This is a genomic window from Pseudonocardia sp. 2-7 (assembly GCF_056341085.1).
In genome coordinates this window covers 3055173-3067812 of the sequence record NZ_CP094507.1, presented here as the reverse complement: position 1 = coordinate 3067812, position 12640 = coordinate 3055173, and the positions used below count along the sequence as shown (strand labels likewise).

At 75.1% G+C, this 12640-nt stretch carries 11 protein-coding genes and 1 pseudogene; 7 read left to right on the top strand and 5 right to left on the bottom strand.

Features of this window, described 5'->3' with window-relative positions:
* Positions 1-51: 51 nt before the first annotated feature.
* Positions 52-843, bottom strand: coding sequence for an SDR family oxidoreductase (locus MTO91_RS14900; RefSeq protein ID WP_405416894.1), 792 nt, complete (start codon positions 841-843; stop codon positions 52-54).
* Positions 844-995: 152 nt separating this feature from the next.
* On the opposite strand from MTO91_RS14900, the gene MTO91_RS14895 reads away from it, so the two are divergent.
* From MTO91_RS14895 to MTO91_RS14885, 3 genes are all read left to right on the top strand, one after another.
* Positions 996-2618: an ABC-F family ATP-binding cassette domain-containing protein gene (locus MTO91_RS14895; RefSeq protein WP_062395368.1), complete on the top strand. Its 1623-nt coding sequence runs from the start codon at positions 996-998 to the stop codon at positions 2616-2618.
* 303 nt (positions 2619-2921) lie between these two features.
* Complete coding sequence (locus MTO91_RS14890) at positions 2922-3131, top strand: helix-turn-helix domain-containing protein (RefSeq protein ID WP_010240451.1); 210 nt, start codon at positions 2922-2924, stop codon at positions 3129-3131.
* Positions 3132-3317: 186 nt separating this feature from the next.
* The gene (locus MTO91_RS14885) at positions 3318-5189 is read left to right on the top strand and encodes an ABC transporter ATP-binding protein (RefSeq protein WP_476651562.1); all 1872 of its coding nucleotides are present in this window, start codon (positions 3318-3320) and stop codon (positions 5187-5189) included.
* A gap of 22 nt (positions 5190-5211) precedes the next feature.
* On the opposite strand, the gene MTO91_RS14880 is transcribed toward MTO91_RS14885, so the two are convergent.
* Genes MTO91_RS14880 through MTO91_RS14870 form a run of 3 tightly spaced genes read right to left on the bottom strand, consistent with a single transcriptional unit; the run spans position 5212 to position 7439 of the window.
* Positions 5212-5838, bottom strand: a complete 627-nt coding sequence (locus MTO91_RS14880; protein ID WP_346103675.1) for a DAK2 domain-containing protein — start codon at positions 5836-5838, stop codon at positions 5212-5214.
* Positions 5835-6839, bottom strand: a complete 1005-nt coding sequence (locus tag MTO91_RS14875; protein WP_405416898.1) for a dihydroxyacetone kinase subunit DhaK — start codon at positions 6837-6839, stop codon at positions 5835-5837. Before MTO91_RS14875 ends, MTO91_RS14880 begins: the two co-directional genes overlap by 4 nt.
* A 27-nt stretch (positions 6840-6866) precedes the next feature.
* Positions 6867-7439, bottom strand: coding sequence for a TetR/AcrR family transcriptional regulator (locus MTO91_RS14870; RefSeq protein ID WP_226357288.1), 573 nt, complete (start codon positions 7437-7439; stop codon positions 6867-6869).
* Between the two features lie 123 nt (positions 7440-7562).
* Here MTO91_RS14870 and egtA point away from each other — a divergent pair, with 123 nt between their 5' ends.
* The 4 genes from egtA (at position 7563) to egtD (ending at position 12076) form a co-directional block, all read left to right on the top strand.
* On the top strand, positions 7563-8990 hold the full coding sequence (egtA, locus tag MTO91_RS14865; protein ID WP_476651560.1) for an ergothioneine biosynthesis glutamate--cysteine ligase EgtA: 1428 nt from the start codon (positions 7563-7565) through the stop codon (positions 8988-8990).
* A 68-nt stretch (positions 8991-9058) separates the two neighbouring features.
* Entirely contained in the window at positions 9059-10348 is a 1290-nt protein-coding gene (egtB, locus tag MTO91_RS14860; protein ID WP_476654889.1) for an ergothioneine biosynthesis protein EgtB, read from the top strand.
* Entirely contained in the window at positions 10341-11090 is a 750-nt protein-coding gene (egtC, locus tag MTO91_RS14855; RefSeq protein ID WP_476651559.1) for an ergothioneine biosynthesis protein EgtC, read from the top strand. The genes egtB and egtC overlap by 8 nt, the downstream gene beginning before the upstream one ends.
* Positions 11087-12076 (top strand): L-histidine N(alpha)-methyltransferase, encoded by a 990-nt coding sequence (gene egtD, locus MTO91_RS14850; RefSeq protein WP_251782414.1) that lies wholly within the window; start codon positions 11087-11089, stop codon positions 12074-12076. The genes egtC and egtD overlap by 4 nt, the downstream gene beginning before the upstream one ends.
* A gap of 257 nt (positions 12077-12333) precedes the next feature.
* Here the strand turns inward: egtD and MTO91_RS14845 are convergent.
* Positions 12334-12543: pseudogene (locus tag MTO91_RS14845) on the bottom strand (AraC family ligand binding domain-containing protein); the annotation flags it as partial.
* Positions 12544-12640: the final 97 nt, after the last annotated feature.

The window sequence follows — 12640 nt, the reverse complement described above, 5'->3', positions numbered from 1 at the left end:
TTCCGGGGGCACCCGACCGGCTCGACGACGCCGTCCCGCTCCTCGTCCCCGTCATCGCGGGCCCGGCCGGTGCCGGCCGGCGGACAGGCTGCCGCCGTCGATCCGCAGGGTGGCCCCGGTGACCCAGGACGCGGCGTCGGAGACGAGGAACGCCACCGCCTCGGCGACGTCCGCGGGCTCGCCGAGGCGCCCCAGCGGGTAGCCCGCGACGACGGACGCCTCGTCGTGGGCGTAGAGCGCCTCGGCGAACCTCGTCCGCACCACGGCGGGGGCGACGGCGTTGACCCGGACGCCGGGGCCGAGCTGGCCGGCCAGCTCCTCGGTCAGGGTGAGCAGCGCGGCTTTCGACGCGCCGTAGGCCCCGATGACGCCGGTGGGCCGCAACGCCGCGACCGAGGCGACGTTGACGACGGCGCCGCCGTGCGCGCCCATCCACACCCGGTGCGCCTGCTGGACGAACCCGAGCGCGGCGACCACGTTGACGTCGAGGACCCTGCGGACGGCGTCGAGGTCGGCCTCGACCAGCGGCCCGTGCTGGGGGTTGATCCCGGCGTTGTTGACCAGCACGTCCAGCGAGCCGAACGCGGCCACCGTCGCCTCCGCCGCGGCGGCCCGGTGCGCCGCGTCCCCGACGTTGCCGGCGACGGCGAGCACCCGGCCGGTGCCGACCCCCGCGCCCGCCGCGAGCCCCGACGCCGCCGCGTCGAGCTCCGGGGCGCGCCGGCCGGTGATCGTCACCGACGCGCCGCGCGCCAGCAGCGCGGCGGCGACGCCGTACCCGATGCCCCGCGAGGCGCCGGTGACCAGTGCCGCCCGACCGGCCAGGGAGGTGAGATCGGTCATGGGGCCCGACCCTACGTGGGGAATCCGGTGGACCCGGCCGGTACTGTGGACCCGTGATCCTGATCGAGTAGACCGGCGCACCCGGGCACCGCCGTGCCCGCACCCCGGTCCTCTCAGCGTCACTCCTCGTCCTCCGTCTGGAGCTCCTCCACGTGATCACCACGACCGACCTCGAACTGCGCGCCGGATCCCGCATCCTGCTCTCCGGTGCCACCCTGCGGGTGCAGCCCGGCGACCGGATCGGTCTGGTCGGGCGCAACGGCGCCGGCAAGACCACCTCGATGCGGGTGCTGGCCGGCGAGGGCGAGCCGTACTCCGGGCAGCGGAGCGCGAACTCCCCGGTCGGCTACCTGCCGCAGGACCCGCGCGAGGGCGACCTGTCGGTCACGGCCAAGGACCGGGTGCTCTCGGCCCGCGGCCTGGACGTGCTGCTGGCGAAGATGGAGAAGGCGCAGACGGCGATGGCCGAGCTGGCCGACCCGGCCGCGAACGACAAGGCGGTGCGCGAGTACGGGCGGCTCGAGGAACGGTTCTCCGCCCTCGGCGGCTACGCCGCGGAGTCCGAGGCCGCGCGGATCTGTACCCACCTGGGGCTGCCCGAGCGGGTGCTGGCCCAGCCGATGCGCACGCTCTCGGGCGGTCAGCGCCGGCGCGTGGAGCTGGCCCGGATCCTGTTCGCCGCCTCCGACGGCGGGTCGCAGTCGGCGACCACGCTGCTGCTCGACGAGCCCACCAACCACCTCGACGCCGACTCGATCACCTGGCTGCGCGGGTTCCTGCAGCAGCACGAGGGCGGTCTGGTCGTCATCAGTCACGACACCGACCTGCTGGCCGCGGTGGTGAACAAGGTCTGGTTCCTCGACGCGACCCGCGGCGAGGCCGACCAGTACAACATGGACTGGAAGCGCTACCTGGAGGCGCGCTCCACCGACGAGAAGCGTCGTCGCCGCGAGCGGGCCAACGCCGAGAAGAAGGCGTCCGCGCTGCACGTCCAGGCCGCCAAGATGGGCGCGAAGGCCACCAAGGCCGTCGCCGCCAAGAACATGGCCCGCCGGGCCGACGCCCTGCTCGCCGGTCTCGACGACGAGCGTCAGGCCGACCGCGTCGCGCACATCCGGTTCCCGACCCCGGCGCCCTGCGGGCGCACCCCGCTCACCGCGGAGAACCTGTCCAAGGCCTACGGGTCGCTGGAGGTGTTCACCGGGGTGGACCTCGCGGTGGACCGCGGGTCGAAGGTCGTGGTGCTGGGCTTCAACGGCGCCGGCAAGACCACGCTGCTGCGGATCCTGGCCGGCACCGAGGAGTCCGACTCCGGCGGGGTCGTGCCCGGCCACGGGCTGCGACGGGGCTACTTCGCCCAGGAGCACGACACGCTCGACATGGACGCCTCGGTCTGGGACAACATCCGCCACGCCAGCCCGGACGCCGCCGAGCAGCAGCTGCGGACCCTGCTCGGGTCGTTCATGTTCTCCGGGGAGCAGCTCCAGCAGCCCGCCGGGACGCTGTCCGGCGGTGAGCGGACCCGGCTCGCCCTGGCCGGTCTGGTGTCCTCGGCGGCGAACGTGCTGCTGCTCGACGAGCCGACGAACAACCTGGACCCGGCCAGCCGCGAGCAGGTGCTCGACGCGCTGCGCCGCTTCGAGGGCGCCGTCGTGCTCGTCACCCACGACCCGGGTGCGGTCGAGGCGCTGGAGCCGGACCGGGTGATCGTCCTGCCCGACGGCACCGAGGACCACTGGTCGGCCGACTACCTGGAACTGGTCCAGCTCGCGTGACCGGTCACCGCACGCAGCGGTGATCACCCGACCGGACCACCAAGATCATTGGAAGTGTCCGGGCCGTACCGCGTGTGGCTCCCGGAATCGTGCACTACCCGTTCCGACGGGGTAATCCTCTGCGCTGCTCGACGGATGACGATTCCGAACGGTACGCGCGGTGCTGCGCCGTTCGGGGTAACCGTTCGCCGATCGCATTTTCCGCGTTCTGGTCATAAATGGTCAACTGGATCATCATGGCCTGATCGTCGCGCCAGATGCGGCGGTCCGCGGGGGCATCCGCGGAGGGGATGAGGAGGGCCGATGGCCGAGCTGAAGAAGGGCGCCCGGATCACCGGGACGCAGCGGGGCAAACTCGCCGCCGACCTGAAGAAGAAGTACGAGAAGGGCGCCAGCATCCGTTCGCTGGCCGAGCAGACCGGGCGGTCGTACGGCTTCGTCCACCGGGTCCTGTCCGAGACGGGTGTGACGTTGCGCGGGCGTGGCGGCGCCACCCGTACCAAGAAGAAGTAGTCCTCTCGTCGGCGCCGCCGACCGGGTCGAGCAGCGAGCCCGGGGCGGCGTCGTCGTGTGTCCGGGGTGTGTCGTGGGGCGCCGCGCGCGGGACCACCGCGCCCGCCCGCCGTACGCGCCGTAACGTGAACCCTCGCCGTCCACCACCGGCGAAGGGGAACACCGTTGGATCGCCCGCTCGCTCTGATGCGCGGGGTCATCCGGGGGGCGGACTCGACGTCCATCCGCCGTGGCTCCATCGCGCGGGGCACCTGGCCCCGGATCTGGGGCTTCGTCCGGCCCTACCGCCGCTGGCTGCTGTCCTACCTGGCCCTGACCACCGTCACCGCCGTGATCGGCGTCGCGACGCCGGTGCTGGCCGGGCGCGTGGTCAACACGATCGTCGCGGCGAACGAGCTGCCCGACGCCGCCCGCGTCGTGATGGTGATCGCCGGGGCGATCGCCGGGATGGCCGTCCTGGAGGCGTTGGTCGGGCTCGCCGGCCGCTGGTTCTCCGCGCGGCTCGGCGAGGGACTCATCGAGGACCTGCGGGTGGCGGTGTTCCGTCACGTCCAGTCGATGCCGCTGGCGTTCTTCGCCCGCACCCGGACCGGGGCGCTGGTCAGCAGGCTCAACAACGACGTGATCGGCGCCCAGACCGCCATCACCGGCACCCTGTCCACGGTGCTGTCCAACAGCATCCAGCTCGTGCTGGCCATCGCGGTCATGATCGGTCTGGCCTGGCAGGTCACCGTGCTGGCGATGCTGCTGCTGCCGGTGTTCGTGCTCCCGGCCCGGCGGATGGGGACCTGGCTCGCGGAGCTGCGCCGCGAGGCCGCCGAGCTCAACGCCACCATGGGCAACCAGATGACCGAGCGCTTCTCCGCGCCCGGCGCCACCCTGGTGAAGCTGTTCGGCGACCCCGACTCCGAGGCCGCCGTCTTCCGTGGCCAGGTGTCGCGGGTGCGCGACATCGGTGTCCGGTCGGCGATGGTGTCGCGGTTGTTCGTCACCGCGCTGCAGCTGGTGTCGGCACTGGCCCAGGCGATGATCTACGGCCTCGGCGGCTACCTCGCGGTGACCGGGGCGATCCCGGCGGGCACCGTCGTCGCGCTCGGGCTGCTGCTGACCCGGCTCTACACCCCGATGACGGCGCTGGCCAACGCCCGCGTCGACGTGATGACCGCGCTGGTCGCCTTCGAGCGGGTCTTCGAGGTGCTCGACCTGCGCCCGATGCTGACCGAGCGGCCCGACCCGGCCGTGCTGCCCGACGGCCCCGTCGACGTCGCCCTGCGCGGGGTCCGGTTCACCTACCCCAGCGCCACCGACGTCTCCCTGGCCTCGTTGGAGGAGGTCGCGGTGCTCGACCAGCGGGTCAACACCGAGGTGCTGCACGGCGTCGACCTGCACGTCCACGGCGGCGGGCTGCTGGCCCTGGTCGGGTCGTCCGGGGCCGGGAAGTCCACGCTCGCCTCGCTGGTCCCCCGTCTCTACGACGTCGACGCCGGCTCGGTCGAGTTGTCCGGGGTGGACGTGCGGGACCTGTCGTTCGCCACGCTGCGCGGCGCCGTCGGGATGGTCACCCAGGACGGGCACCTGTTCCACGACACCATCGCCGGCAACCTGCGCTATGCCTCGCCCGACGCCACCGACGACGAGATGATCGACGCACTGCGCCGCGCCCGGCTCGGCGACCTGCTCGACACGCTGCCCGACGGCCTCGACACGGTGGTGGGGGAGCGCGGCTACCGTCTGTCCGGCGGTGAGCGCCAGCGCCTGACCATCGCCCGGCTGCTGCTGGCCCGCCCGCGGGTGGTGATCCTCGACGAGGCCACCGCGCACCTCGACTCCGAGTCCGAGGCCGCGGTGCAGGAGGCGCTGGCCGAGGCGCTGGTCGGGCGGACCGCGATCGTCATCGCGCACCGGCTGTCCACCGTGCGGGCGGCCGACCGGATCGCGGTGCTGGAGGGCGGGCAGGTCGTCGAGTCCGGCACCCACGACGAGCTGCTGGCCGCCGACGGCCGCTACGCCACGCTCTACCGGACCCAGTTCCTCCCGGCGGCGACGACCGCGGGCTGAGCCACGCCGGCTGGCCCGGCGCTCAGGCCAGGCCCGCCAGCGGGTCCGCCACCTCGGCACCGGGCTCGGCCACCGCGGCGACGGCGGCGAACAGCAGCGCGACGCCGACCGCGCCGGGATCCGGCGCGCCCTTCGCGCGCTCGCCGACGTAGGACGCGCGGCCGTGCCGGGCCGCGAGCTCCGCGGTCCGCTCGGCGCCGTCGAGGGCCGCGGCCGCCGCGGCGGCGTACCCCGAACGGTCGAGCGCGGTCACGGCCGGGGCCAGCGCGTCGACCATCGTCCGGTCGCCCACCTCGGCCTCGCCGACCCGCTGGATCGCGGTCAGCCCGGCCCGGGCGCCCGCGGCGAACGCGGCCGCGTCGGCCGAGCCGTAGGACAGCGCGCGGGCGATCTCGGAGAACAGCAGGCCCAGCAGCGGGCCGCTGGTGCCGCCGACCTCGTCGAGGAAGACCTCGCCGAGCGCGCCGAACCCGCGCTGTGGTCCGCGCCCGGCCGACGCGACGGCCAGCCGGACCCCGGCGCGCAGGTTGTCGCCGTAGTCGCCGTCGCCGGAGTGCTGGTCGAGGTCGGTGAGCACGCCGTGGCCGTCCTCGACGGCCCGGGCGAAGCGGGCCAGCACGGCGTCCTGGTCGAGGGGGTGGCCGGTCATGAGGTCTCCGTCCGGGGGAAGGCGGCCGTCTGCGCCGGCGCGGCCCACAGGGCCGTCCACTCCGGGCGCATCCGGGTCAGGGTGAGCGAGAACCCGGCCATGTCCAGGGCGGGGACGAACGTGCCGACGAGCAGGCCCACCCGCTCCAGCCCGCGCGCCTCCAGCCCGGCGGCGGCCAGCTCGGCGAGCACGTAGAGCTCCAGCAGTGCCGTGCCCCCCATGCCGTTGACGACCAGGACGACCTGGTCGGGGCCGTCGGGCAGGCCCGCGACGACCTCGTCGAGCATCCGGTCGACGAGCTCCTCGGTGGGCGGCCGGTCGACCGAGTGCCGGGCCCGCTCGCCGTGGATGCCGACGCCGTAGTCGAGCTGACCGTCGAGGGCGAACGCGGGCTCCCCGGTGCGCATCGAGGTCTGCGCGCGGGAGGCGACGGCGAGGCTGCGCGAGGCGGCGGCGACGTCCGCACCGAGCGTCGCGAGCTCGGCCAGCCCGGCGCCGGTGTCCGCGGCGGCGCCGAGGATCTTCTCGACGACGACGGTCGCCGCGGTCCCGCGCCGCCCGGTCGCGGTGTCGAGCCCGTCGGTGGCGAGGTCGTCGTCGACGAGGACGCGGGCGACGTCGACGCCCTCCATCCGCAGCCGCTCCGCGGCGATGCCGAAGTTGATCCGGTCGCCGGTGTAGTTCTTGACGATGTGGATCACCCCGTCCGGGCCCGCCGCGGCCCGGGACGCGTACAGCACGGCCTTGTTGTGCGGGGAGGTGAACACCGGCCCGGGGGCGACGGCGTCGAGCATCCCGCGGCCGAGGAACCCGGCGTGCAGCGGCTCGTGGCCGGACCCCCCGCCGGAGACCAGCCCGACCCGCCTGCCGGGTGCCCGGTGGCGCGCGAGGAGGTGGATCGGGTCCTCGTGCAGCGCGACGAGGTCGGGGTGGGCCCGGGCGAACCCGCGGACGGCGGCCGGGACGGGGTCGTCGCCCGCCGGGTGGAAGGGGAACGGCATGGCGCCGATCATGCTGGCCGGGGGCGGTCAGCGCATCAACGGCGCGCGGACGGCGTTCTCCACGAGGTCGAGCACCGGGCCGAGGTCGTCGGCGGGCAGCCCCATCGCCAGGTGCGAGACCAGCCCCTCCAGCACCAGCTCCAGGTACTGGGCGAGCACCGGCACCGGCACGTCGTCGCGCAGCGCGCCGGCCGCGGCCTGGCGTTCCAGCCGGGCCCGGGTCGCGGCGGTCAGCGCGCCGGAGTGCTCCTGCCAGCGGGCCCGGAACTCCGGCTCGGTGCGCAGCCGTCGGGAGACCTCCAGGCGGGTGCCCAGCCAGCTGCGGTCCGAGCCGCCGCGCAGCAGGTCGCGCATCACCTGCACCAGGCCCTGCTCGGCGACGACGTCGGCCATCCGGGTGGCGTCCTGCTCGGCCAGGGCCAGGAACAGCGCCTCCTTGTCCCGGAAGTAGTGGAAGATCGCGCCACGGGACAGCCCGGTGTACTCCTCGAGCCGCCGGACGGTGGCGCCCTCGTAGCCGTGGTCGGCGAAGCAGGTCCGGGCACCGGTGAGGATCTGCTGCCGGCGTGCGGCGAGCTGGTCGGTGCTGACACGGGGCATGCCCCCAGTATTCCGTACGCTTGTCCTGCATGTGGGCACGGTCGTGTCGCCGGTCACCGGCGGTGCCGACGACGATGATTTCATCGCGTGCGGGTGTCACACGGCGGGGGTAGCGTCGACGTGGTGACCCTGGACGACCAGAGCACCGACGGTGTGCTCCGCAGCGTGGGGGAGGCCGAGGCCTACGTGGCCTCGGTCTGCTTCAAACACGGCCCCCCGACCCTGGCCGGTGTCGAGATCGAATGGATGCTCCACCGACCCGGTCGTCCGGCCGACCCGGTCGACCTCGACGCCGTGCGTGCCGCGCTCGGCCCGCACTGCCCGGCCTCCCTGGACCCCGCCTCGCACGCGGCCCCGCTCCCCGCGGGCGGCACCGTGACCGTCGAGCCGGGCGGCCAGATCGAGATCTCCAGCGCTCCCGCTGACTCGCTCGAGGCCCTCCTCGGCGCCCTCGGCGCCGACTCGGCCCACCTCCACGGTCTGCTCGCCGCGCACGGCCTGCGCCCGCACGACCGCGCCGCCGACCCGGTCCGGCCCGCCCGGCGGCTGCTGGACCTGCCGCGCTACGCGGCCATGGAGTGCGTGTTCGACGGCGTCGGCCCGCACGGACGCAGCGGGATGTGCTCCACGGCCGCGGTCCAGGTCAGCCTGGACGCCGGCCCGGCCGCCGGGATCGCCGACCGCTGGGCGGTCCTGCACGAGCTGGGCCCGGTGCTGCTCGCAGCGTTCGCGAACTCGCCGGTGCAGCACGGCCGCCGGACCGGCTGGAAGTCCTCCCGGCAGGCGTGCTGGCTCAGCCTCGACCCCGCGCGGACCGCGCCGCCGCCCACCGCGACGCCCGGGACCGACCCGGCCGCCGCCTGGGCGCGCCGGGTGGTCACCACCCCGCTGCTGTGCGTGCGCGGCACCGGGACCTGGTCGGTGCCGGCCGGGGTCACCTTCGCCGACTGGGTGTCCGGCCGCGCCCGCGCCGGGGTCCTCGACCGGCCCCCGACACTGGCCGACCTCGACTACCACGTCTCGACCCTCTTCCCGCCGGTCCGCCCGCACGGCCACCTCGAGGTGCGCTACGTCGACGGTCAGGCCGGCGACGACTGGGCGCTGCCGGCCGCGGTGCTGCTGGCGCTCACCTCCTCCGGTGCGGTCGTCGACCGGGCCAGGGAGCTGTGCGAGCCGGTCCGCGACGAGTGGGTCGCCGCCGCCCGCCACGGGCTGGACCACCCGGGTCTGGCCGCCGCGGCCGCCGGCCTGTTCCCGCTGGCCTGCGACGTGCTGGCCGCCGCGGACCATCCGCTGACCACCGCGCCGGGCCCGGTGCCGGCCCGGCTGCGCGAGGTCACCGAGCGGCGCGTGCTGCAGGGGCGCTGCCCCGCCGATGACACCGACCCCGCCGAGCAGGGTGCGGGCCCGACCGCCGATCCGTTCCCGGCGGGGCTCCATCTGGGTTCCGCCCTGCCCGGCGCGCCGGCCGCACGAGAGGTGACCGGTCGAGAACCCGGCCGGTCCGCCGTCGACACCGCCGACCAAGCTGCCCAGGAGGACGTGGCATGACCGCCGATCCCGCCGTTCCCGCCGGACCGCTGACCGGCCCCGCGACCCCGGGGGAGAGCCCGGAGACGATGCGTACCCGCGTCGCCGCCCTGCTGGGCCGCTCCCGCGATCGCAGCACCGCGCTCACCGCCCTCGACGACGGCGAGCTGGCCGCCCAGCACTCGCCGCTGATGTCGCCGCTGGTCTGGGACCTCGCGCACATCGGGTCGATGGAGGAGCTGTGGCTCGTCCGCGACGTGGGCGGCCGCGAGCCGCTGCGCCCGGAGATCGACGGCCTCTACGACGCGTTCCAGCACTCCCGTTCCTCGCGGGTCGAGCTGCCGCTGCTCACCCCGGCCGAGGCCCGCGGCTACGTCGCCGAGGTGCGGGACAAGGCGCTCGACGCGCTGCACCGCAGCCCGCTGCGCGGTCGCCGGTTGGAGGCCGAGGGCTTCGCGTTCGGGATGATCGTGCAGCACGAGCAGCAGCACGACGAGACCATGCTCGCCACCCACCAGCTGCGCTCCGGGGGGCCGGTGCTCGACGCCGCCCCGCCGCCCCGCCCGGCCGGTGCGGTCGACCCGGCCGCGGAGGTGCTCGTCCCGGCGGGCCCGTTCGAGATGGGGACCTCGGCCGAGCCGTGGGCGCTGGACAACGAGCGGCCCGCGCACGTCGTGGACCTGCCCGCGTTCCGGATCGACGTGCACCCGGTGACCAACGGCGCGTTCGCGGCGTTCGTCGACGCGGGCGGCTACGACGACCCGCGGCTGTGGACCGACGCCGGGTGGGCGCACCGCACCGAGGAGGGACTGGTCGCGCCGCGGTTCTGGTCCCGCGACAGCGACGGCACCTGGTGGCGGCGCCGGTTCGGCGTCGTCGAGCGGGTGCCCGACGACGAGCCCGTCGTGCACGTGTCCTTCCACGAGGCGCAGGCCTACGCCCGCTGGGCCGGCAAGCGCCTGCCCACCGAGGCGGAGTGGGAGAAGGCCGCCCGCCACGACCCGGCGACCGGCCGCTCGCGGCGCTTCCCCTGGGGCGACGACGAGCCGCGCGCCGATCACGCCAACCTCGGACAGCGCCACCTCCAGCCCGCCCCGATCGGCTCCTACCCGGCGGGCGCGTCCGCGTTCGGCGTGCAGCAGATGGTCGGCGACGTCTGGGAGTGGTGCGACTCCGGCTGGCACCCCTACCCGGGGTTCAGTGTGTTCCCGTACCCCGAGTACTCCGAGGTGTTCTTCGGCGGGGACTACGCGGTACTGCGCGGCGGGTCGTTCGGCACCGACCCGGCGGCGATCCGGGCGACGTTCCGCAACTGGGACCACCCGATCCGCCGGCAGATCTTCGCCGGGTTCCGGCTGGTCCGCGACGCCGGTGTGTAGGCACCTCGCGTACCTGGGGGAGCCGGCCACACTGGCGTCGCTGGTCCTGGAGCCGGAGCACGGGCTGCTCGCGCAGTCCTACGCCCCGGCCGACATGCGCGGCGGCGGCACGATCAACGCCGACGGCCACGGCACCGGCTGGTACCCGCCCGGCAGCACGACGCCGGTGCGCGTCCGGTCGGCGTCGCCGCTGTGGGCCGACACCTCCTACGCCGCGCTGGCCGGGGCGACGACGTCGGGCGCCGTGCTCGCCGCCGTCCGCTCGGCGACGGTCGGGATGCCGGTGACGGCGACCGCCGCCGCCCCCTTCACCGACGGGCGGTGGCTGTTCAGCCACAACGGCGTCGTCCGCGGCTGGCCGGACTCCCTCGCGGCCACCGCGGCGGCGCTGCCCGTCACCGACCTGATGACCCTCGACGCCCCCACCGACGCCGCGCTGCTGTGGGCGGTGGTCCGGCGCGGTCTCGCCGACGGCGCCGACCCCGCCGACCTGCTGGCCCGGGTCTGCGCCGACACCGAGCGGAGCGCGCCCGGCTCGCGGCTGAACCTGCTGCTGACCGACGGCACGACGATCTGGGCCACGGCCTGGCGGCACGCACTCGCCGTCCGGGCCGGACCGGCGGGCGTCACCGTCGCCTCCGAACCCACCGATGCGTTCCCCGACTGGACACAGGTGCCCGACCGGCACCTGGTGGTGGCCCGACCGGGCCATCACGAGAGTCATGACCTAGGAGCTCCGTGAGCACTCCCGGCGCCATCCAGCTGGACGTCCACCTCTCCGACACCGATGCCGGCACCGCGCTGCGGTCCGACGTGACGCGCGGGCTCGCCGCGTCGCCGAAGGAGCTGCCGCCGAAGTGGTTCTACGACGCCCGGGGGTCCGAGCTGTTCGAGCGGATCACCGAGCTGCCCGAGTACTACCCGTTCCGCACCGAGCGGGCGCTGCTCACCGACTCCGTGGACGACATCGCCCGGTCCTCGGGGGCCGACACCGTCGTCGAGCTGGGGTCGGGGTCCTCGACCAAGACCCGGCTGCTGCTCGACGCGTTCGCCCGTGCCGGGACGCTGCGCCGCTACGTGCCCCAGGACGTCAGCGAGTCCGCCCTGCGCGGCGCCATCGACGAGCTGCACCGCGACTACCCGGAGCTGGAGCTGCACGGCGTGGTCGGCGACTTCACCCGCGACCTGGACCGGCTGCCCGGCGCCGAGCCCGGCGGGAAGCGGATGATCGCCTTCCTCGGCGGGACCATCGGCAACCTGATGCCCGGCCCGCGCCACGACTTCCTCCGCCACGTCCGCTCGGTGCTCCGGCCCGGTGAGCAGCTCCTGCTCGGCACCGGCCTGGCCACCGACCCGGCCGTGATGGTCCCCGCCTACGACGACGCCGCCGGGGTCACCGCGGAGTTCAACCGCAACGTGCTGCACGTGCTCAACCGCGAGCTCGACGCGACCTTCGACGTCGAGGCGTTCGACCACGTCGCCGTCTGGGACGCGGAGAACTCCTGGATCGAGATGCGGCTGCGCGCCACCCGCGACATGCGGGTGCGGATCGCCGACCTCGACCTCGACGTCGCGTTCGCGGCGGGGGAGGAGCTCGCCACCGAGATCTCGGCGAAGTTCACCCCCGCGACGGTCGACGCGTTCGCCGCCGCCGCCGGGTTCGCCACGACGCGGCGCTGGGTCGATCCCGACGCGCGGTTCGCGCTGACGCTGCTCACCGCCGCCTGAGGTCCGGCGGTGCTGCGCCGGCCGGGCGCAGCACCGCCGAGGGCGTGGTCCCGGTCTCCCGGCGGAACGCCGCGACGAACGCCGAGGGCGTCGCGGGCCGGGCGGAGCCGGTCGAACAGCACCGCCTCGGCCCGGGCCCGCTCGGGCGTCGCGGGCCCCGGCCCGGCCAGGTGTTCCAGCAGGGCGGCGACCCGCGGCTCGACCGCGAGCACGCACGGCGTGGGCCAGTCGATCGGGCAGCGGCCGGGCCACAGGTAGATCCCGCGCATCGCCGCGGTCTCGGTGGCGGCCGTGACGTGCGGGACCCCGGACGGCAGCCACAGCGCCCGTCCGGGGCCGAGGACCCAGCTGGTGTCGGCGACGGTGACCCGCAGGACCCCGGCCGCCGCCCAGGCGAGCTGGTGGGCCGGGTGGGTGTGCTCGGCGAACGCGTGCCCGCGGTCGAGCGGGATGCGGGAGACCAGCACCGCGGCGCCCGGCACGTCGGGGACGTGCGCGGGCAGGCCGGAACGCGACACGATGCGGCAGCTTCACGGCTCCCGGCCACCGCGGGTGGCGCCTAGC

What these genes read in the sequence shown, in the direction of transcription:
- MTO91_RS14890 (WP_010240451.1), top strand. Translation starts at nt 2,922, where the DNA reads ATGGCCGAGCTGAAGAAGGGCGCCCGGATCACCGGGACGCAGCGGGGC.
- MTO91_RS14875 (WP_405416898.1), bottom strand. Translation starts at nt 6,839, where the DNA reads ATGCCGTTCCCCTTCCACCCGGCGGGCGACGACCCCGTCCCGGCCGCC.
- MTO91_RS14885 (WP_476651562.1), top strand. Translation starts at nt 3,318, where the DNA reads ATGCGCGGGGTCATCCGGGGGGCGGACTCGACGTCCATCCGCCGTGGC.
- MTO91_RS14870 (WP_226357288.1), bottom strand. Translation starts at nt 7,439, where the DNA reads ATGCCCCGTGTCAGCACCGACCAGCTCGCCGCACGCCGGCAGCAGATC.
- MTO91_RS14900 (WP_405416894.1), bottom strand. Translation starts at nt 843, where the DNA reads ATGACCGATCTCACCTCCCTGGCCGGTCGGGCGGCACTGGTCACCGGC.
- MTO91_RS14880 (WP_346103675.1), bottom strand. Translation starts at nt 5,838, where the DNA reads ATGACCGGCCACCCCCTCGACCAGGACGCCGTGCTGGCCCGCTTCGCC.
- egtB (WP_476654889.1), top strand. Translation starts at nt 9,059, where the DNA reads ATGCGTACCCGCGTCGCCGCCCTGCTGGGCCGCTCCCGCGATCGCAGC.